Annotated in this window: 22 protein-coding genes; 16 read left to right on the top strand and 6 right to left on the bottom strand. The window is 68.4% G+C overall.

Going from position 1 to position 18,224, the window contains the following annotated elements:
- The first annotated feature begins 29 nt into the window (after positions 1-29).
- Both ACAM49_RS20190 and ACAM49_RS20185 read left to right on the top strand, forming a co-directional pair.
- Positions 30-1,145: a hypothetical protein gene (locus tag ACAM49_RS20190; RefSeq protein ID WP_369637082.1), complete on the top strand. Its 1,116-nt coding sequence runs from the start codon at positions 30-32 to the stop codon at positions 1,143-1,145.
- Entirely contained in the window at positions 1,142-1,417 is a 276-nt protein-coding gene (locus ACAM49_RS20185) for a hypothetical protein (protein WP_369637081.1), read from the top strand. The genes ACAM49_RS20190 and ACAM49_RS20185 overlap by 4 nt, the downstream gene beginning before the upstream one ends.
- Here the strand turns inward: ACAM49_RS20185 and ACAM49_RS20180 are convergent.
- Both ACAM49_RS20180 and ACAM49_RS20175 read right to left on the bottom strand, forming a co-directional pair.
- A complete protein-coding gene (locus tag ACAM49_RS20180) occupies positions 1,414-2,415 on the bottom strand; it encodes a Gfo/Idh/MocA family protein (RefSeq protein WP_369637080.1) in 1,002 nt (333 codons plus the stop codon). The two genes, ACAM49_RS20185 and ACAM49_RS20180, sit on opposite strands and share 4 nt — an antisense overlap.
- A 22-nt stretch (positions 2,416-2,437) precedes the next feature.
- Entirely contained in the window at positions 2,438-2,692 is a 255-nt protein-coding gene (locus ACAM49_RS20175) for a hypothetical protein (protein ID WP_369637079.1), read from the bottom strand.
- Positions 2,693-2,850: 158 nt separating this feature from the next.
- Here ACAM49_RS20175 and ACAM49_RS20170 point away from each other — a divergent pair, with 158 nt between their 5' ends.
- From ACAM49_RS20170 to ACAM49_RS20160, 3 genes are all read left to right on the top strand, one after another.
- Positions 2,851-3,342 (top strand): hypothetical protein, encoded by a 492-nt coding sequence (locus ACAM49_RS20170; protein WP_369637078.1) that lies wholly within the window; start codon positions 2,851-2,853, stop codon positions 3,340-3,342.
- Positions 3,343-3,426: 84 nt separating this feature from the next.
- On the top strand, positions 3,427-4,806 hold the full coding sequence (locus ACAM49_RS20165) for a glycosyltransferase 87 family protein (protein ID WP_369637077.1): 1,380 nt from the start codon (positions 3,427-3,429) through the stop codon (positions 4,804-4,806).
- Entirely contained in the window at positions 4,790-5,275 is a 486-nt protein-coding gene (locus ACAM49_RS20160) for a peptidylprolyl isomerase (protein ID WP_369637076.1), read from the top strand. The genes ACAM49_RS20165 and ACAM49_RS20160 overlap by 17 nt, the downstream gene beginning before the upstream one ends.
- Before the next feature lie 9 nt (positions 5,276-5,284).
- On the opposite strand, the gene ACAM49_RS20155 is transcribed toward ACAM49_RS20160, so the two are convergent.
- The 4 genes from ACAM49_RS20155 to ACAM49_RS20140 all read right to left on the bottom strand — a co-directional run bounded on the left by ACAM49_RS20155 (position 5,285) and on the right by ACAM49_RS20140 (position 8,064).
- Complete coding sequence (locus ACAM49_RS20155; RefSeq protein WP_369637075.1) at positions 5,285-5,716, bottom strand: TIGR03668 family PPOX class F420-dependent oxidoreductase; 432 nt, start codon at positions 5,714-5,716, stop codon at positions 5,285-5,287.
- Between the two features lie 10 nt (positions 5,717-5,726).
- Positions 5,727-6,887, bottom strand: a complete 1,161-nt coding sequence (locus tag ACAM49_RS20150) for a type II asparaginase (RefSeq protein WP_369637074.1) — start codon at positions 6,885-6,887, stop codon at positions 5,727-5,729.
- A gap of 311 nt (positions 6,888-7,198) precedes the next feature.
- Positions 7,199-7,483: a YciI family protein gene (locus tag ACAM49_RS20145; RefSeq protein WP_040810343.1), complete on the bottom strand. Its 285-nt coding sequence runs from the start codon at positions 7,481-7,483 to the stop codon at positions 7,199-7,201.
- Between the two features lie 38 nt (positions 7,484-7,521).
- Entirely contained in the window at positions 7,522-8,064 is a 543-nt protein-coding gene (locus ACAM49_RS20140; protein WP_369637073.1) for an amino-acid N-acetyltransferase, read from the bottom strand.
- Positions 8,065-8,325: 261 nt separating this feature from the next.
- Between ACAM49_RS20140 and pgsA the strand changes: the two genes are divergently transcribed.
- The 11 genes from pgsA to ACAM49_RS20085 all read left to right on the top strand — a co-directional run.
- The gene (gene pgsA, locus ACAM49_RS20135; RefSeq protein ID WP_369637104.1) at positions 8,326-8,883 is read left to right on the top strand and encodes a CDP-diacylglycerol--glycerol-3-phosphate 3-phosphatidyltransferase; all 558 of its coding nucleotides are present in this window, start codon (positions 8,326-8,328) and stop codon (positions 8,881-8,883) included.
- A gap of 64 nt (positions 8,884-8,947) precedes the next feature.
- Entirely contained in the window at positions 8,948-9,439 is a 492-nt protein-coding gene (locus ACAM49_RS20130) for a CinA family protein (RefSeq protein ID WP_369637103.1), read from the top strand.
- Positions 9,440-9,520: 81 nt separating this feature from the next.
- On the top strand, positions 9,521-9,979 hold the full coding sequence (locus ACAM49_RS20125; protein ID WP_369637072.1) for a helix-turn-helix domain-containing protein: 459 nt from the start codon (positions 9,521-9,523) through the stop codon (positions 9,977-9,979).
- Positions 9,980-10,169: 190 nt separating this feature from the next.
- Positions 10,170-11,000, top strand: a complete 831-nt coding sequence (pspA, locus tag ACAM49_RS20120; protein WP_369637071.1) for a phage shock protein PspA — start codon at positions 10,170-10,172, stop codon at positions 10,998-11,000.
- Between the two features lie 961 nt (positions 11,001-11,961).
- Entirely contained in the window at positions 11,962-12,561 is a 600-nt protein-coding gene (locus tag ACAM49_RS20115) for a hypothetical protein (RefSeq protein ID WP_369637070.1), read from the top strand.
- Between the two features lie 199 nt (positions 12,562-12,760).
- Entirely contained in the window at positions 12,761-12,937 is a 177-nt protein-coding gene (locus tag ACAM49_RS20110) for a hypothetical protein (protein WP_369637069.1), read from the top strand.
- Between the two features lie 72 nt (positions 12,938-13,009).
- Positions 13,010-13,954 carry a zinc-binding alcohol dehydrogenase family protein gene (locus ACAM49_RS20105; protein WP_369637068.1) on the top strand — a complete coding sequence of 315 codons (945 nt, stop codon included), beginning with the start codon at positions 13,010-13,012 and terminating at the stop codon, positions 13,952-13,954.
- Between the two features lie 125 nt (positions 13,955-14,079).
- On the top strand, positions 14,080-15,234 hold the full coding sequence (locus ACAM49_RS20100) for a sugar ABC transporter substrate-binding protein (RefSeq protein ID WP_369637067.1): 1,155 nt from the start codon (positions 14,080-14,082) through the stop codon (positions 15,232-15,234).
- Between the two features lie 22 nt (positions 15,235-15,256).
- Positions 15,257-16,030, top strand: a complete 774-nt coding sequence (locus tag ACAM49_RS20095; protein WP_369637066.1) for an ATP-binding cassette domain-containing protein — start codon at positions 15,257-15,259, stop codon at positions 16,028-16,030.
- A 41-nt stretch (positions 16,031-16,071) separates the two neighbouring features.
- Entirely contained in the window at positions 16,072-17,499 is a 1,428-nt protein-coding gene (locus ACAM49_RS20090; protein WP_369637065.1) for a sugar ABC transporter permease, read from the top strand.
- Between the two features lie 73 nt (positions 17,500-17,572).
- Positions 17,573-18,224 (top strand): ROK family protein (locus ACAM49_RS20085; protein ID WP_369637064.1); only part of this gene is annotated, 652 nt, incomplete at its 3' end.

The raw sequence follows: 18,224 nt of genomic DNA, 5'->3' as shown, positions 1-18,224 counted from the left end.
CACGCAGGTACAGGCGATTCATCGCGATCATGGCCGGGGTCGTGGCGGTGGTCGCGGTGGTGGGGTCGGTGCCGCGATGGTGGTGCGGGCGGGACGCGGACGCGTGGTTCGACGGTGATTCCGGGCGGGTGCGCGGTCTCGCGGAGGAACTGGTGGCCTTCGAGGAGGCCGACGATCAGCGGCGCGCGAGCGGCACGGGCGGGGAGATCGACGGCATGTGGGGGCTGCTCGCCCATCAGATGACGGCGCTGGGGCTGGCGCAGGTGAGCCTGGCGCATCCCGAATGGCGGGATCGCTACGCCCCCATCGCGACTCGCGCGGCGGCCAAGAGTCTGCGGCCCGAGATGTACAGCGTGTTCACCGGCACCTGGCACGGGGAGGACGGGGTCGCGGTGCCGGACAGCCCGAACGGGCATGCGTACCTGTCGTATCCGGCCCTCGCGCTCGGGATGGCCCGCCTGGTCGATCCGGCGTTCCCGGCCGCGCTTGCGGCCCAACAGGATTCGCTCGTCGCCTCGTTCGAGCGGCGGCTGCTCGCCTCGCCGACCGGGCTGATCGACACCATGCCCGGCGAGGCCTACCCGACCGATGTGGCGGCTGTCGCCGCTGCGATCGCCGTGCACGGGCGCGCTACCGGCGTGGATCACTCCGCCGTGCTCACCCAATGGGCGCAGCGGGTGCGCGCGGTGCAGATCGATCGGGACACCGGGCTGGTGTGGCAGCGCATGGGCGTCGACGGGAAGCCTCACGACGCCCCGCGCGCTTCGGGCACGGGATTCGCCGCGTATTTCGCGGGTTTCGCGAATCGGGCGCTGGCCGAGGAGCTGGCCGACGGCGCTTTCCGCCAGGAGCGCAACGTGCTCGGTTTCAGCGCGATCCACGAGTACGGCGGGGGTTCCGACGGTGTCGGTGACATCGACAGCGGCCCCGTCATTCTCGGAATCTCGGTGTCGGCCAGCGGATTCGCGCTCGCCCCGGCGCGCGCCTTCGGCCACCGCGAGATCTTCACCCGGCTGTTCCGCACCGTGGATCTGTTCGGCCTGCCGCTGCGCAGCGGGAACCGCGTGCGCTTCGCCAACGGTGGCGCGATCGGCAACGCGCTGCTGCTGGCCTTCCTCACCTCCGGACCGGAGGTCGCGCGATGAGGCTCCCCGACGATCCCCGGCTGCGCGCCGCGTGGCGGCTGCTGCGCATCCCGCTGCTGCTGACCGTGCTGTACCTCGCGCTACGCCTAGCACTGGCGGCACTGTCGGCACGACACGGATACGGTTCCCCGGACGGGGTGGGCGCGAACTATCTCGCCGTAGCGGCCGCAGTGATGGTGTTACGAGTTGCGCTGCTGGTCGTGGTCCCCGCGGTGCTGGCCTACCGCCTGGTGGTGCGCGGAGTCACTTACCTGCTGCGCCAACAGGATTAGCTCGGCTGCCGCAGCGGCAGCCCGGCGGCCTGGTAGATATCGTCGATGACGCTCATGTTCGAGACCGCGTCGTCCGCCGTGGTGAGGATCGGCTCGCCGCGCAGCACGGCCCCCGCGAAGGCGTCGAGCTGATAGTCGTAGGAGGCGCGGCGGCTGAAAGTCCGTAGACTGCGCCCGGATTCGGTGCGCAGGAGCATGGCATGACCCATCCGCGGCACCACCGGATTGAACAGCCGCAGGCTGCCCCGCTCACCGGTGATCGTGGCCCCGATCCGCACCAGATCCGACGACCACATCGAGCAGAGCACCCGCCCGGTATGCCCGGAGGGGAATCGCAGTTCGGCCGACATGGCGCGATCGATGCGCGGATCGCGTAGCTTGGCCCGCGCCGAAATCACCTCCGGCTCTTCACCTCCGAAGGTGCGGGCCATGTGCACGGCATAGCAGCCCGCGTCCATGAGCGCGCCGCCTGCCAGCTCGTAGTTGTAGCGGATGTCGGCGAACTTGGGCAGCGGGAAGCACAGCGCGGTCTCGACCCGCACCAGCTTGCCCAATTCGCCTGCCGCCAGGATCTTCTCGGCCTCCCGCGTCAACGGGTGATAGCGGTAGTGGAACGCCTCCATCACCACCCGATCCGAGGCCTCGGCCAGCTTGGCGATCTCCCGCGCCTCCGCCGCGTCGGCGGTGAACGGCTTCTCGCACAGCACGTGCTTCCCGGCCGCCAGCGCCGCCCGGATCCAGCGCCCGTGCAGCCCGTTCGGCAGCGGGATGTACACCGCGTCGAGGTCGGGCGCCTCGACCAGCGCCTGGTAGCTGTCGTATACCTGCCCGATGCCGTGCTTGCGGGCGAACTCCTGCGCCCGCCCGCGGTCACGCGCCGCGAGCGCGGCCACCTCGACCTCGGGATTCCGCGCGGCCGGTCCGATCAAAGCCGTCGGGGCAATATTCGCCGCACCGAGAATCCCGATCCGAATCCGGCCGTGCGTTTCGTCGCTCATCCAGCGACCCTACCGCCCCCGATCACCCGCTGTCTTCGTCCTGCCGGGCCCGAAAACGCAAGTGCTCGACGGTGATCCACACGATTCCCACGATCACGGTGGCCATCGTGCCCACCGCCCCGGCGAGCAGCCGCCCACCGTCGTCGAGACCGCTGACGGTCCAGGCCAGCAGGGCGACACCGGCGAGCAGCAGGGTCGGCCCGGGCCAGTCGACGCCGTCGAGGACGGTGTCCGGGGTCTGGGATCGGTTGACGCGTAGGGCACGGCTGTCGGGCATCGGAAATCTCCCTCGGCTGGCGATGGCTTCCGCATTCGGGATGCCCGCTGTGGCCGGAGTGAAACGAGTTGCCTGGCGTGTCGGACACCTCGGGCGCGGTCGGCTAATGTCCAGCGATCGATGTGCTGTACTCGTCGGATCCGAGCTCCGAAGGAGGAATGACCGGAATGGTCGATCGAGGTGTGGCATGGCTGATGGTGGCGTGCGCGGCGCCGGTACTGCTGACCGCCGGCTGCGGCAACGGCGAGACGACCTCGGACGGTAAGACGCCCGACACCGAGGTCAAGGCCGTCACCAGCACGTTCGAGCGGTTCTTCGACAGCTCGCTGCCGGTCGATCAGAAGATGGCGCTGCTGGAGAACGGGCAGGCGTTCACGGAAACGCTGGAGCATCAGGCGCATTCGGCGATCGCGGGCGGGGCCTCGGCCAATGTCTCCTCGGTCACCGGTGATGGACCCGGCCGCGCGGCGGTGACGTTCACCATCAAGAAGCACGGGATTCCCTTGCTGCCCAATCGACATGGGATCGCGCTCGAGATCGACGGGACGTGGAAGGTGGCCGCCGCGACCTTCTGTGATCTGCTCCGCATCGAGGGCGGTGTGCCCTCGGCGTGTGATGCCGCGCCCACTTCCGCGCCGACCTCGAACTGACCATGGGTCGTGTCGCACGTCGAGAGCGGATGTGTCGCACCGCTCTTACGGCCGTCGGCCGTGAGTGTTGGTTAGGGTAGGCGGATGGTTGCGGGGGCTAAAGAGTTCACCGGTGAGCGTGACAGCGTGCGACCCGACGGCGGGGACGCCGAATCCGCGGTGACCGATCGGATGCTCATCGTGGGCGCTGTGCTCGCGGTGGTGGCCGTGCTGTGGCACGTGTTCGCGATCCCGCTCGACAATCCCTACTACGGCCTGTTCCACAACGGGCTCGACCTCGAGGTCTATCGCGCGGGCGGGGAGGTGTTCCGGGAACGGAGCGGGCTCTATGACGGGCCGGTCGTGTTCGGCATGGAATTCACCTACACCCCGTTCGCGGCGCTGGTCTTCGTGCCGCTCACGGTGATCTCGCTGGTCAAGGCGAAAATGCTGTGGTGGTTGGTGACCATGGCGGCACTGGTCGCGCTCGCCGGACGCTGCCTGCTGGTGCTGAAGTACCGGAATACGTTGCGCACATGGGCTTTCGCGGCCCTGCTGGCGGTGATCTGCACCGTCCTCGAACCCGTGCGCACGACGATCTGGCTCGGGCAGATCAATGTGCTGCTGGTCCTGCTGATCGTCTGGGACCTCACCCGACCGCCCTCGGCGCGAGTGCGCGGCGTGGGTGTCGGCATCGCGGCCGGGATCAAGCTGACGCCCGCGTTCTTCCTGCTCTACCTCGCCTGCACCCGGCAGTGGCGCAGCCTCGGCATCGCCTCGGGGGCGTTCGCGGTGACCATCGCGATGGGTTTCGCGCTGCGACCGCATGACGCGTATTCGTACTGGCGGGGACAGGTCACCGCCGCCGGGCGGGTCGGGGCGGTCGACTCACCCGGCAACCAGTCGGTGAACGGCCTTGTGGCGCAACTACTGCGGTTTTTCGATGTCCAGCGCTTCCTGTCGAACGGGTCGGTATTCCAGCCGCCGACCTGGCTGTGGCTATTGGCCTTGCTGCCCGTCGTCGCGCTGGGGCTGGCCGCGGCGACCATCGCCCATCGCACCGGCCGGGAGCTGCTGGCCATCACGATCACCGGCATGACCGCCGCGTGCGCCTCGCCATTCTCCTGGGGGCACCACTGGGTCTGGTTCATGCCCTTGCTGATTCTCGCCTGGCAGTACGCGTGCACGGCCGCCACTCTTCGGGCCTGGCTCGCCCCGACGGCCCTCGTGCTCGTCGCTTTCAGCTGGTGGTGGACCTTCTCCGACCGCCCGCCCATGGAGGACTCACCGCATCCGATCGGCATCGGCCTGTTCATGCTGCCGCGCGCGGACAACTCGGTGTGGTTCGCCTATCTGACCGTGCCGACCTACGCGGGCTGCTACGTGCTGGTGCAGGTGGTGACGAGCTACGCCGTCCTCAGGCGATACATTGGCCCGGTACGCATCCCTCTGCGAAAGGCCAACCACCATGTCGATTGCCGCTGACAAGGTTGTTTCCATCGAATACACCTTGACCGACGACGACGGCGAGGTGCTGGACACGTCCGTCGGCGACGAGCCGCTCGTCTACCTGCACGGCGCCGAGAACATTGTCGAGGGCCTGGAGAAGGCGCTCGACGGCAAGCAGCCCGGCGACGAGATCGAGGTCGTCGTGGAGCCCGAGGAGGGCTACGGCGACTACCTGGTCGAACTGGTGAGCACCGTGGACCGCGCGGCCTTCGACGGCGTCGACGAGCTCGAGGTCGGCATGGAGTTCGAGGCCGAGGCGCCGGACGGCGAATCGCAGATAGTCGTGGTGCGCGCGGTCGACGGCGACGAGGTCACCATCGACGCCAACCACCCGCTGGCCGGGCAGCGGCTGCACTTCAAGGTGAAGGTGATCGACATCCGCGACGCCAGCGAGGACGAGCTGGCCCACGGGCACCCGCACGGTGACGACGACCACGAGCACTGAGCCACCGGGTTACGCCGAATAAGACCAGCCTCGCACCGACTCCACCGCGATCCGGATGACCGGACCGGTCGGTGAGTCGATGCGGTACTGGTCGTATTTGGTTTTCAGCCAGATCAGCGGATCGGCGAGATCGGCCGGGGCGGTGAGGATTTCGGCGCTGCCATCGAGCCGGGCCCACCACAGCTGCGTCCAGTCGTCGTCGTAGTGGTCGGCCAGTAGCGAGACTCGCGGGTTGTCAGCGATATTGCGCAGTCGCCGCAGATCGGTTGTGGACTTGGGCTTGTGGTCGATGGCGATGACCACGAACAGCGTTGTGTCCGTGGGGGATACGGCGAACGTGACGGGGACCAGGTGGGGCTGCCCGGCCGCGTCGGCGGTGGCCAGGCGGGCCACGCGCGCGGCGCGGAAGCGGGACAGGGCGGTGGAACGGTCCGATCGCACGGACTAGACGCTAGCGGTCCTTGAATTCCTGCTGCACCTTGGCCGGATCGGTGATGCCGTTGGCCAGCAGCAACTGGACCAGCACTCGCGACTTGCCCGGATTCAGGTAGAGCGAGGCCGAGGTGCCCAGCTCGTCGTCATTGAGTTCGGCATTGCGGACCGTCTCACCGGAACCCACGCGGCTCGAACGGACCACGACCACACCGCTCTTCGCCGCCTTGGACAGCGCGTCCACCACCGGCTTGGCGGTATTGCCGTCGCCGACACCGGCCAGCACCAGGCCCTTCGCGCCATGGCCGAGGGCATCGTTCACCTGATCGGCGTTCATGCCAGCGTGCGAGTACACGATGTCCACGCGGGGCAGGGGAGTGCCGCCGGGGACCGGGAAGTGCGAATGCTTCTGCTGCGCGGCCGGTTGCACGAAGGTGACCGCCGCGGCGTCGACATAGCCGACCGGGCCGGTATTGGGCGACTTGAAGGTCTGCACGCTGGTGGTATTGGTCTTGGTGACGTCGTTCGCGCCGTGAATGGTGTCGTTGAGCACGACCATCGTGCCGCGCCCGCGCGCCTCCGGTGCGGCCGCGACCTGCACGGCCGAGCGCAGATTGGCCGGGCCGTCGGCGCTCAGGGCCGTCGAGGGCCGCATGGAACCGACCAGCACCACCGGCTTCTCGCTGGAGACGACATTGTCGAGGAAGAACGCGGTCTCCTCGATGGTGTCGGTGCCGTGGGTGACCACGACGCCGTCGACCTTGTTGTCGGCGAACAGCTCGTTGATCCGATTGCCCAGCTTCACCCAGACGTCTTCGTTCATGTCCTGGCTGCCGATATTGGAGATCTGCTCGGCGCTCAGCTGCGCGATCTTGTCGAGGCCGGGCACGGCGTCGATCAGGTCCTGCGCGGTCGCCTCGCCCGCGGTGTAGCCGACCGCCGAATTGGCATTGGCCTTGCCCGCGATGGTGCCGCCGGTGGCCAGAATGGCGATGCGCGGCAGCGCGCCGGGGGCCGGTTTCGCCGCGTCATCGGTCTTGCCGGTGGCGGCCTGGGAGGTGACAGGCGGCGTGGAGGAGGTGTCCTTGGCGGAATCGCCGGAATTGCCGCTACAGCCGGTGATGATCAGTGCCGCGCCGGCGACCAGACCGGCCAAGCGGAGCAGGGATTTTCGCGCCATTGCGATGTCCTTTCGGGTCCTGTCGCGGGCGCGCAGGAGCCTCCCAGTTGGATGTTCCGGTTTCCGATATTTCCCGAATCGCGGTCCAGCAATGCAGAGGCAAATGTCCTGCCATCAAGATCGTAAAGGGTGGATCGGGGTGGGGCGGCACGGTCCGGTGCCGTGGTCCGATCCTCCTGATGCCAGCGGCGCAGGCAGGGTGCGCGGAAATATATCTTCATCGCCGCGGATCCGCCGGGTGGCCGCGCATATGCGTGAGCCCCGCCCGGTTCGTCCAGGCGGGGCTCACGTGCAGGTCAGACGGTCAGGCGTCAGGAAGTGAAGGCGCCCATGGTCGGGAGCCATTCGATGATGCGCTTGTCGGTGAGCAGGCCCTCGCGGTTGAACGGGTCGTCCTCGAAGAGCTTGGTCACGGCGTCGAGGGAGTCGGCCTTGACCAGGATGAGGGCGCCGGAGCCGTCCGGGTACGGGCCGCTGGTCAGGACGGTGCCCTGGGCGACCAGGTCGTTGAGCCAGCCGCGGTGCTCGGGGCGGTGGATGTCGCGCGCGGGCGCGGTGGCGTCGGAGTAGACGTAGTGGACGGCGAAGACTGCCATGGGCGGGAGCTCCCTATCTCGGAATGTGTTCGGAAGTATCAGAGCGTCAACAGCATTCGGGTATTCCCGAGCGTGTTCGGCTTGACGTAGGACAGATCCAGGAATTCGGCGACACCGGTGTCGTAGGACCGGCACATCTCCGCGTACACCTCGGCGGTGACCGGCGTGCCCTCGATCTCCACGAACCCGTGCCGGGCGAAGAAGTCAACCTCGAAGGTCAGCACGAACAGCCGCTTGAGCTGCAGTTCCCGCGCGACCGCGATCAACTGCTCGACCAGCAGCCGCCCCGCGCCGGTGCCCTTGATATCCGGGTGCACCGCGACCGTGCGCACCTCGCCCAGATCGGCCCACAGCACGTGCAGCGCACCGCAGCCCAGGATCACGCCGTCGCGCTCGGCGACCCAGAACTCCTGCACCGCCTCGTACAGGGTGACCAGGTTCTTCTCGAGCAGGATCCGGCCGGCGTAGATGTCGATGAGCTTCTTGATCTCGGGCACGTCAGAGGTTCGCGCTCGGCGGACGGTCGGCACGATTGCCGCCTGCCCGCCGATGGAACCGCTGTCTGGTGCCCGTGTTGTCATGGGGTGCACAGTAGTCGGCCCACCTACCGATAGGCTTGTCGGTGTGTCACACATCCAGTCGCCCCGCATACCGGCATGGCCGGGGAATCATGGCCGCCGCGACGGCCGGTGGGGGCTCTGGTGACTGTGCAGCGTGACGAGATCGAGGGTCGCTGGGCGGAAGCCCGTCCGGCGGCAAGCCCGGGTTACACCTCGGCACCGCGTTCGAATACCGCCGCGCCCCGTCCCGAAGCGGTCGTGGAGCCTGCGGCGGTACCGCTGATGAACATCGCCAATGTTCTGACCGTGCTGCGCATCCTGATCGTGCCGCTGTTCCTGATGGCGCTGTTCGCCCACGGCGGGCACGACACCGAATGGCGCTGGATCGCGGCCGGACTCTTCGGCATCGCCGCCATCACCGACCGCATCGACGGGCAGCTGGCCCGGAAATACGGACTGGTCACCGACTTCGGCAAGCTCGCGGATCCGATCGCCGACAAGGCGCTCATCGGCGCCGCGCTGATCGGGCTGTCGATGCTGCACGATCTGCCCTGGTGGATCACGCTGGTCATCGTGGCCCGCGAACTGGGCATCACCCTGCTGCGGCTGGCCGTGGTCCGGCGCGGTGTCATTCCGGCGGGCCGCGGCGGCAAGCTCAAGACGCTGGTCCAGTCCGTCGCCATTGCTGTGCTGTTGCTGCCGCTGTCGGGCGGATTCGCTTCGGCCGGAATGGACTTGATGTACGTCGCGGTGGTGCTGACCGTCGTGACCGGATTGGATTACGTCGTGCAGGCGGCGCGCCTGTGGTTCGGGTCGCCGGGCGGCTCCCGTGCGTCCTGATCGCCCGGTTCGTGCGCGGCCCGATATCGAGGCCGTGCTGTCCCGCGTGGCGACGGCCGCACCGATCCCGCCGGAGCCGGTGATCGCCGCCGACTCCGCCGACCTGGTGGCGGCCCTGGTCGAGGCCGGCCAGACCGTGGCCACCGCCGAATCGCTGACCGCCGGACTGCTCGGCGCGACCATCGCGGGAATTCCGGGCGCGAGTGCGGTGTTGCGGGGTGGACTGATCGTCTACGCCACCGACCTCAAGAACTCGCTCGCGGGTGTGAGTGCGGACACGCTGGCCACGGATGGACCGGTGGCCGCGAGCACCGCCGAACAGCTCGCCGTAGGGGCGCGACGCCGCTGCGAGGCGGACTGGGGAATCGGACTCACCGGGGTCGCCGGACCCGATCCGCAGGACGGCAAGCCCGTCGGCACGGTATTCCTTGGTATAGCGGGTCCACAGTCCACCGAGGTACTGCGGTTGAAGTTGTCGGGGGACCGGTGGACGATCAGGGTGGGCGCGGTCCGCGCCGCGGTCGCCGAACTCGTCCGCTCGGTCAGGGGCGAGTGAAGGGGCCGGGAACGCGCGGCCGACGCCGGACGTTGTCCAGTCAAACGCTGGGTCCGGCGAGACGAGTGTGAGGAGAACGAGATGACGCTGCTGCGAGAAGCCATCGGGGAGAGCCTGCGGCGTGCTCGGGTCGCCCAGAGCCGGACACTGCGTGAGGTGTCGACCTCCGCGCGAGTCAGTCTGGGGTACCTGTCCGAGGTGGAGCGGGGTCGCAAGGAGGCGTCCAGTGAACTGCTGGCCGCCATCTGCACGGCCCTGGATGTGCCGCTGTCGCAGGTGCTTTTCGATGTGAGCGCGGCCATGGCCGATGCCGACAAGGCCACCGCGCTGGCGGGCGAGAAGGCCTCGGCGCTGGCCGGCGAGCGCGCCTCCGCGAATGTTGCGAAGCTGCCCGCCAAGGGCATGGCCAAGGTCTCCGCGAAGGTCACCCCCAAGGGCGGCGACGGGGATGTCGCGCTGGCCGCCGATGGTACGTTCGGCCCCCGCATTGTGATTCCGGCCCCGAAGCCGGACCGTCTGGTGCTGGTGGCCGCCAAATGATCGCTGTGCTGCGGAGCCGAAAGGGATAAATTCTCTGTAGGCTTCGTGCCGGAGACGTCGTGCTGTTGCCGAAATCTCCGGAACGACCGTTGCACAGTGGAGATATGGGACAACAGGGGTGCGCGACGGTCGCGCACCACACCTCGCGCTAAGGGGCGCGCGGCACGTCATATGGAGGCGGGATCAATCGATGGCTAATCCGTTCGTGAAGGCCTGGAAGTACCTGATGGCCCTCTTCGACTCGAAGATCGAGGAGCATGCGGATCCGAAGGTCCAGATCCAGCAGGCCATCGAGGAAGCCCAGCGCCAGCATCAGGCCCTGTCGCAGCAGGCCGCATCGGTGATCGGCAACCAGCGCCAGCTGGAGATGAAGCTGAACCGGCAGCTCGACGAGGTCGAGAAGCTCAATGCCAATGCGCGCCAGGCGGTTCTGCTCGCCGACCAGGCCAATGCCTCCGGCGACACCGAGAAGACGATCCAGTACACCAATGCCGCCGAGGCTTTCGCCGCGCAGCTGGTGACCGCCGAGCAGGCCGTCGAGGATCTGAAGGTGCTGCACGACCAGTCGCTGCAGGCCGCCGCCCAGGCCAAGAAGGCGGTCGAGCAGAACGCGATGCTGCTGCAGCAGAAGGTCGCCGAGCGCACCAAGCTGCTGTCCCAGCTGGAGCAGGCCAAGATGCAGGAGCAGGTCTCGGCCTCGCTGCAGCAGATGGACTCCACCCTCTCCGCTCCCGGCACCACCCCGAGCCTGGACGCGGTGCGCGAGAAGATCGAGCGCCGCTACGCCAACGCCCTCGGCGCCGCCGAGCTGGCCGGCAACTCGGTCCAGGGTCGCATGATGGAGGTCCAGCAGGCGTCCATCCAGATGGCCGGCCACAACCGCCTCGAGCAGATCCGCGCCTCCATGCGCGGCGACGCCCTCCCCGCCGGCGGCAACGCGGCCCAGCCCCAGATCCAGGGCCAGCCCGCCCAGCCCGCCGCCAACCCCAACTTCAACAAGGGCCAGGCCGCCCAGCAGTAACTGCTGCGCGAAAGGTAGTACAACGATGGGGAGTTCGCGGGCCAACCAAAGTCCCGCGACCTCCCCTGCCCGTTTCCTCCGCCGAACCCGAACAAAAACCCCAAACCCCATCCCCGGCCTCCCGTCCCCATTCGGCCCACCGGCTAACGCCCAGCCTCCGGCCCCGCCCGAATCCGCCGGGCCGGGAATGGTTTCCACGCCGCCCCGGGACACTTTCTCCGAGCAGCAGGACCCGTCGGCCCACCCCGGCCGCGCCGCCTCGGCGGATACAGCCCGGGTCCCGGAGGCCACTAGGCCTGTGCCGCAACCGAACTCGCCGACCTCTGCCGCGAGCGACCGAACCGCGCTCCCACAGCCGAGTTCGTCCTCCGCGGCCACCGATCGGTCGCGGCGCAAACGGCTGATCGGCCGCAGCAAGCCGACGGCGGAGGTGCGACAGTCGTCCGAGGTCAATCGGCCGCCTGTCGGACCCCCGTCGTACGGTGGGGCGATGCCCGCACAGGAGTCATGGCGGCCGACGATCGGGTCGCATACTGGATCGAGCGACGGCGTGCCGCCGCAGGCGGGTGCCCCGTGGACTCCTCCGGCGGGTTACCAAGCGGGCACGGCCGGTCAAGCTTTCCCGGGCGATGCCGGATACGGCGGCGGCCCAGGTGAATTCGGTCGGCGACCGGCAGATGCGGCTGCGCAGCCGAGTGCTGCGGGGCGGCGGAAGCGGAAGCGGCGGGGGCGGGCTGGCGAGGCCGTGCTGGAGGTGTTGGCGCCTACCGGGTTCGAGCCGGAGGAGTTGGCGCAGCGGCTGCCGGATGCGTTGCGGGGGGTTGGGGAGCAGGCGTTGGTGGCCGTGCGGAAGTGGGCGGATCCGCGGGAGCGGGAGTTGCGGAAGCGGCGGCGCGCTCGGCGGAGGAGTCTCCGGTTGGGGACGGCTTCGGGGTTGACTACGGCGGGAACTGTTGGGCTGGTGTTGATTTCGGCACCGGCTTGGGCGGTGGTCGTGGTCGGTGGTGGCGCGGTCGCGCTCGTCACCGGGACGGCGGTGACCGCCAAGCGCTACCTCGAAATGCGGAAGGCGCCGCTGCCGCAGGCCGCGTTCGTGCCGCGGAAGCTGCCGCCGATCCGGTCGGCCGCGCGAGCCTCCATTGCCCGATTGGTGCGGGCGGAACGCGCGCTGCACGGATTGCATTCGCAGATCGCGCGATCCGGGCGGCTGCCCGAGGACGATCTGCACGACACATTGGAGACGGCTGCCTCCGGAGCGGCCGCATTACACGCCCTGGCTCAGGATGTCGTCGCGATGGAGCGCGCCTCCGGCGCACTGGGCGCGAATTCGCCTCTGGGTGAGCATGTCCGGGCGGTATCGATCCGTCTGGACGGCGGCGTCGTCGAATACGAGGGCATGGTCGCGGCGGCCGCCCGCGTGCTGGCCGTGCCCGAAAGCGCCGCGGTCTCCGACGACCTCGGCTGGGCCATGCTCAACCTCCGCGACGCCGCCGACCGCCTCGACGGCTGGGCCCAGGCCCTCACCGACCTCGCGGACCAGCGTTTCCGCGCGAATCCCTAAATCCTTCCACCAGCGATTTCGCGCACGGCCCTGAGTCGCGGCCCGGAGGAGCTGCTCGACCGGCGGGTCCGAGCCTCGGGGTGAACCCTGAACTATCCCGGATTTCGGTGTTGACCTGGTGATTTTCTCGGCCGGGCAACGCAGTATGGATGGTGACGGATCGCGCGGACGGCGGTTCGGAGAACTAGGAGGCAAGGAAATGTTCTGGAAGATCCTCGGCGTCGTCGTCCTCGTGTGGATCGCGGTGGCTGTGCTCGGTGCGCTGATCAAGGCGCTGTTCCCGATCCTGATGGTGACCGCGGTCATCTTCGGCCTGTACCTGCTGTACAAGGCGATGTCGGGTTCGAAGGACAAGTCGCCGCTCGGCAAGTTCTGACGCGACAAGGCTTTCGTGGACCGTCCACCCTGATGAGCAGGGTGGGCGGTCCTTTTTCCGTAGTATCGGCACATGGCTACTGCTGTCGTCGCCACCTCGTACGGTGGACCGGAAGTCTTGTCGCTCATCGAGGTCGAGGTGCCCGAGCCCGGGCCGGGTGAGGTCACCGTCGCGGTTCGCGCGGCGGGAGTGAATCCCTTCGACTACAAGGTCTACAGCGGTGCGTTCGGCACCGATCCGAGCAAGCTGCCCCTCCGCATCGGCCTCGAGGTCTCCGGTGTCGTCACCGCGGTCGGCCCCGACGCGAACGGCCCCGCGGGTCCGATCTCGGTGGGAGACGAGGTGATCGCGCAGGTGTCCGGCGGTTACGCCACCGCGGTGAACGCGCGGGTCAACGGAGTCGTGCCCAAGCCCGCCGATGTGGACTGGAAGGAGGCCGCCGGACTCATCAGCGTCGGCGGAACCGCGGTGCACCTGCTGACCGCGACCGGTGTCGGACCCGGCGACACCGTGCTCGTGCACGGCGCTGCGGGCAGCGTGGGCGCGCTGGCCGCACAACTCGCGGTCGCGCGTGGCGCCCGGGTCATCGGCACCGCGTCGCCCGGTCGGCACGAGCGGTTGCGCGCCTACGGCGTGGAGCCGGTCGCATACGGTCCGGGCCTCGCGGACCGCGTGAAGGCCTTGGCCCCCAAGGGGATCGACGCCGCCATCGACACCGTCGGCACCGACGAGGCGGTGGACGTCTCCCTGGAGCTGGTCCCCGACCGCTCCCGCATCGCGAGCATCGTGGCGTTCGGCCGCGCGGCCACCGACGGCTTCAAGGTGCTCGGCCTGGGCCCCGGCGCCGATCCCGGCACCGAGATCCGCGGCAATGCCTGGCGCGAACTGCTGCCCCTGCTCGCGGCGGGCAAGCTCGATCTGGCCATCGCCAAGACGTTCCCGCTGGCCGAGGCGGCCGCGGCGCACGAATTCGTGATGGCGGGCCACGCCGGCGGCAAGGTGATCCTGCTGCCCTGAAGGCGGCCAATCGATTTGGCGAAACGTCCCATATGAGTGCCTCGCACGGCATATGTTGTTGCCCACAACATATGCCGTGTGTGCGGTCGCAACCCAGTTGACCGCCGCGAAAGAAGGTCACCCTGATGAGGACGAAAAGCGCGCTCCCGCCGAAGATGTCCGGACGCCGACGGGCCTACGCCGCCGCGGCGCTGGCGCTGACCGGACTACTCACCCTCACCGCCTGCGGATCCAACTCCAGCTCCGGCGGCTCCTCGTCGAACGCGCCGGACACCGGCGGGGCCAATGGCACGGTCGGGGTCATCCTCCCCGAGACCGCCAGCTCGGCCCGCTGGGAAGCCTTCGACAAGCCGCTGCTGCAGAAGGCGTTGAAGGACGCGGGTTTCGGCGCCGATGTGCAGAACGCGCAGGGCGATGTCCAGAAGTTCTCCACCCTCGCCGACGGCATGATCGCCAAGGGCGTGAAGGTGCTGCTCATCGCGTCGATCAATAGCGAGGTCGGCAGCGCGGTCGCCGCCAAGGCCAAGAAGGCCGGCATCCCGACCATCGACTACGACCGCCTCAACCTCGGTGGATCCTCGGACTACTACGTCTCCTTCGACAATGTGAAGGTCGGCGCGCTGCAGGGCCAGGGCCTGGCCACCGCGCTCAAGGACAAGCCGGGCGCGCAGGTCGTCGAGATCGAGGGCGCGCCGACCGACAACAACGCGACGCTGTTCCATCAGGGCCAGGAGACGGTGCTGCAGCCGCTGTATGACTCGGGCGCTTTGAAATTGGTGCGCAGCCAGGCCATCGACGACTGGAACAACCAGAAGGGCGGCACCACCTTCGAGCAGATCCTGACCGGCAACGGCGGCAAGGTCGACGGCGTGGTCGCGGCCAATGACGGCCTCGCGGGCGCGGTGATCACGGTGCTCAAGAAGAACGGCCTCAATGGCAAGGTGCCGGTGACCGGTCAGGACGCCACCGTGGACGGGCTCAAGGCGATCCTGCGCGGCGACCAGTACATGACCGTGTTCAAGCCCATCAACGAAGAGGCCGACGCCGCGGTGAAACTCGCGGTGGCCCTGGCCAAGGGCGACAAGGCGAGCGCGGATGCGCTGGCGCAGAACGTGAGTCAGGACACCAAGGGCAAGCGGGACGTGAAATCCGTGCTGCTGACCCCGCAGCTGATCACCAAGTCCGAGGTCAAGAAGGTGGTGGACGCCGGCTTCGTGAAGGCGTCGGATGTCTGCTCCGGTGACGTGAAGCAGGCCTGCACCGAACTCGGCATCTCCTGAGCCAGAGCCCGAAAGTAGAGACATGAGTGAGCCGCTGCTCCAAATATCCGGCCTGAACAAGAGTTTCGGACCGGTGCACGTGCTGCACGACGTGGACCTCACCGTGCCGGCGGGAGAGGTCACCGCACTCGTCGGCGACAATGGCGCGGGCAAATCCACGCTGGTGAAGTGTGTTGCCGGAATCCACGCCGCCGACTCCGGCGAGGTGCGTTTCCGGGGCGAACCCGTTCACCTGCATGGCGCCAAGGACGCGGCGGCGCTCGGCATCGAGGTCGTCTATCAGGACCTGGCCCTGTGCGACAACCTCGACATCGTGGCCAATATGTTCCTCGGCCGGGAGCGCGGCAAGTCGTGGCTGCTGGACGAGGCGAACATGGAGGAGGCGGCGCGGCGCACCCTGGCCTCGTTGGGGGTGCGCACCGTGAAATCGGTGCGCACCCCGGTCGCAGCCCTGTCCGGCGGGCAGCGCCAGACCGTGGCGATCGCGAAAGCCGTGCTGTGGAACAGCAATCTGGTGATGCTCGACGAGCCGACCGCGGCGCTGGGCGTGGCGCAGACGCGGCAGGTGCTGGATCTGGTGCGGCGGCTGGCCGAGCAGGGGCTGGGGGTGGTGTTGATCAGCCACAACCTGGCCGACGTGTTCGAGGTCGCGGATCGGATCGCGGTGCTGTATCTGGGCCGGATGGCGGCGCAGGTGCGGACCGCGGATGTGACCACCGGGCAGGTGGTGGAGTTGATCACCTCGGGGCGCTCGGGTGATCTCGGCTTGGCGCGGCCGGAAACCGTCGCGCTGTGAGCGGGAAAGTCACTGGGGCTGTGAACGAGAAAACCACTGATATGACCAATGTTTCGGAATCACCGGTCGTCGAGACCGGTGGCGCCATCACCGACTTCGGGATCGACACCACGACGCTGTCGACCCGGGATGCGTTGCGCGACTATGTCGCCCGGCTGCGCGGCGGCGAGATCGGTTCGCTACCGGCGATTCTCGGTTTGATCGCCCTGGTGGTGCTGTTCTCCCTGATGTCGGATGTGTTCTTCTCGCTGAACAACATCGCCAACCTGTTGGCGCAGGGCGCGGGTCAGACCATCATCGCCATCGGGATCGTGTTCGTGCTGCTGATCGGTGAGATCGATCTGTCGGCGGGCACCGCCTCGGGTGTGGCCGCGGCGGTGCTGGCCATGCACTTCGTGGACAACGGGAACCTGCTCACCGGCATGGGATCGACGGTGTTCTACATCTTCATCGCCATGCTGGCGCTGGCCGCCGTGCTCGCGGGGCTGCTGCGGATCTGGCCGGGCGTCGCGTTCTCCCTGCTCGGCATTCTGCTGACAGTCCTCGGCCTGGAAGCGAATCCGTGGATCGAGATGCTGCTCGCGGTGTGCGTGGGCGCGGCCATCGGATCGATCACCGGATTCCTCATCGCCAAGATCGGCATGCCGTCGTTCGTGGTGACGCTGGCGTTGTTCCTGGCCTGGCAGGGCGTGATCCTGCAGCTCATCGGCGAGGGCGGGGTGCTGGGCATCAGCTCCTCGCACGTGCTCAACGAAGTCGCCAACGGGAACCTGTCCACCGCGGGCAGCTGGCTGCTGTGCGTGATCGCCGCCGGGGGATACGCCGGGGTCACCCTCGGCGGGCATTTCCTGCGCAAGCGGCGCGGACTGGTCACCTCACCCACACCGCTTGTGGTGGTGAAGGTTTCGGCGCTGGTGATCTTCGCGATCGTGGTGACGGCGCTGCTCACGGTCAACCGTTCGCCCAGCAAGCTCATCGTGATTTCCGGTGTGCCGTATGTGGTTCCGATCGTGCTGGTGCTGCTGGTCGCCGGAACCTATGTGCTGACCCGCACCACCTACGGCCGCCACATCTATGCCGTCGGCGGCAACGCTGAGGCGGCGCGTCGCGCGGGCATCAACGTAACCCAGTTGCGGGCAAGCGTTTTCGTCATCAGCTCCTCGTGCGCGGCGATCGGCGCGATCGTCTACTCCTCGAAGGTCGGCTCGGTCGATCCGCAGGCGGGTGGGCTCAACACCCTGCTGTTCGCGGTCGGCGCGGCGGTGATCGGCGGCACCTCGCTGTTCGGCGGGCGCGGGCGGGTGGCCGACGCGGTGATCGGCGGCGCGGTGCTGGCCGTGGTCTCCAACGGCCTGGGACTGCTGCAGCAGCCGGCGGCGGTGGTCTCCATCGTGACCGGACTGGTGCTGCTGCTGGCCGCGACCGTGGACGCGCTCTCGCGCCGCCGCGTGGCGATCTCGGGACACTGACCCGTGGTCGCCGAGGATTATTGAGCCGTGGCGATGGGGGATCATTGAGTCGCGCAATGGTATTACCGAATCCATGACCGTCGCCCGACCGGACGAGGTGCGCCGGTTCAACCGGTCGAGCCTCCTGCGGCTACTGCACACCGGAGGCCCCGCCACTCGGGCGGCGCTGGCCACCGAGCTCGGGCTCAACCGATCCACCATCAAGATGCTCGTCGACGGCCTGGCCGAGGACGGCGTGGTGGAGGAGAAGGTGCCCCGGCTGGCACGCGGGGCCGGGCGGCCGTCGCTGCTGGTGCTGCCGCAGCCGCAGGCGGCGGTGGTGCTGGCGGTGGATGTGCAGGTCGAGCACGCCGGGATCGCGCTGGTGGGTTTCGGCGGGCAGATCCTGGGCCGCAACAGCTGGAATCTGCGTGGGCGGCAACGCGAACCCGACGAGGTGATCACGCACGTCGCCGAGTCCGCGGCCATGCTGGCCGCGGATCTGGACCTGAGCCCGGTGGCGGCGGGCGTGTGCGTGCCCGGGGTGGTTCGGCGCGCCGACGGGCTGGTGCACACCGCGGCGAACCTGTGCTGGGGTGAGGTGGCGCTGGGGCAGCGGTTGCGGGCGGTGCTGGATGTGCCGGGCATCGTCGGCAACCACGCCGAATTCGGTGTGCTCGCAGAGCATGTCAGGGGTGCGGGGGGCGTGGCGGCCGACGCGGTGTTCGTCTCGGCCGATGTCGGGG

It is taken from the genome of Nocardia sp. JMUB6875, from assembly GCF_041154655.1.
Classification (GTDB): domain Bacteria; phylum Actinomycetota; class Actinomycetes; order Mycobacteriales; family Mycobacteriaceae; genus Nocardia.
Note: the sequence above shows the minus strand (reverse complement) of the source record. Positions and strands in the feature narration are given on the sequence as shown.

What these genes read in the sequence shown, in the direction of transcription:
- ACAM49_RS20190 (WP_369637082.1), top strand. Translation starts at nt 30, where the DNA reads ATGGCCGGGGTCGTGGCGGTGGTCGCGGTGGTGGGGTCGGTGCCGCGA.
- ACAM49_RS20185 (WP_369637081.1), top strand. Translation starts at nt 1,142, where the DNA reads ATGAGGCTCCCCGACGATCCCCGGCTGCGCGCCGCGTGGCGGCTGCTG.
- ACAM49_RS20180 (WP_369637080.1), bottom strand. Translation starts at nt 2,415, where the DNA reads ATGAGCGACGAAACGCACGGCCGGATTCGGATCGGGATTCTCGGTGCG.
- ACAM49_RS20175 (WP_369637079.1), bottom strand. Translation starts at nt 2,692, where the DNA reads ATGCCCGACAGCCGTGCCCTACGCGTCAACCGATCCCAGACCCCGGAC.
- ACAM49_RS20170 (WP_369637078.1), top strand. Translation starts at nt 2,851, where the DNA reads ATGACCGGAATGGTCGATCGAGGTGTGGCATGGCTGATGGTGGCGTGC.
- ACAM49_RS20165 (WP_369637077.1), top strand. Translation starts at nt 3,427, where the DNA reads ATGGTTGCGGGGGCTAAAGAGTTCACCGGTGAGCGTGACAGCGTGCGA.
- ACAM49_RS20160 (WP_369637076.1), top strand. Translation starts at nt 4,790, where the DNA reads ATGTCGATTGCCGCTGACAAGGTTGTTTCCATCGAATACACCTTGACC.
- ACAM49_RS20150 (WP_369637074.1), bottom strand. Translation starts at nt 6,887, where the DNA reads ATGGCGCGAAAATCCCTGCTCCGCTTGGCCGGTCTGGTCGCCGGCGCG.
- ACAM49_RS20145 (WP_040810343.1), bottom strand. Translation starts at nt 7,483, where the DNA reads ATGGCAGTCTTCGCCGTCCACTACGTCTACTCCGACGCCACCGCGCCC.
- ACAM49_RS20140 (WP_369637073.1), bottom strand. Translation starts at nt 8,064, where the DNA reads ATGACAACACGGGCACCAGACAGCGGTTCCATCGGCGGGCAGGCGGCA.
- pgsA (WP_369637104.1), top strand. Translation starts at nt 8,326, where the DNA reads ATGAACATCGCCAATGTTCTGACCGTGCTGCGCATCCTGATCGTGCCG.
- ACAM49_RS20125 (WP_369637072.1), top strand. Translation starts at nt 9,521, where the DNA reads ATGACGCTGCTGCGAGAAGCCATCGGGGAGAGCCTGCGGCGTGCTCGG.
- pspA (WP_369637071.1), top strand. Translation starts at nt 10,170, where the DNA reads ATGGCTAATCCGTTCGTGAAGGCCTGGAAGTACCTGATGGCCCTCTTC.
- ACAM49_RS20110 (WP_369637069.1), top strand. Translation starts at nt 12,761, where the DNA reads ATGTTCTGGAAGATCCTCGGCGTCGTCGTCCTCGTGTGGATCGCGGTG.
- ACAM49_RS20105 (WP_369637068.1), top strand. Translation starts at nt 13,010, where the DNA reads ATGGCTACTGCTGTCGTCGCCACCTCGTACGGTGGACCGGAAGTCTTG.
- ACAM49_RS20100 (WP_369637067.1), top strand. Translation starts at nt 14,080, where the DNA reads ATGAGGACGAAAAGCGCGCTCCCGCCGAAGATGTCCGGACGCCGACGG.
- ACAM49_RS20095 (WP_369637066.1), top strand. Translation starts at nt 15,257, where the DNA reads ATGAGTGAGCCGCTGCTCCAAATATCCGGCCTGAACAAGAGTTTCGGA.
- ACAM49_RS20090 (WP_369637065.1), top strand. Translation starts at nt 16,072, where the DNA reads ATGACCAATGTTTCGGAATCACCGGTCGTCGAGACCGGTGGCGCCATC.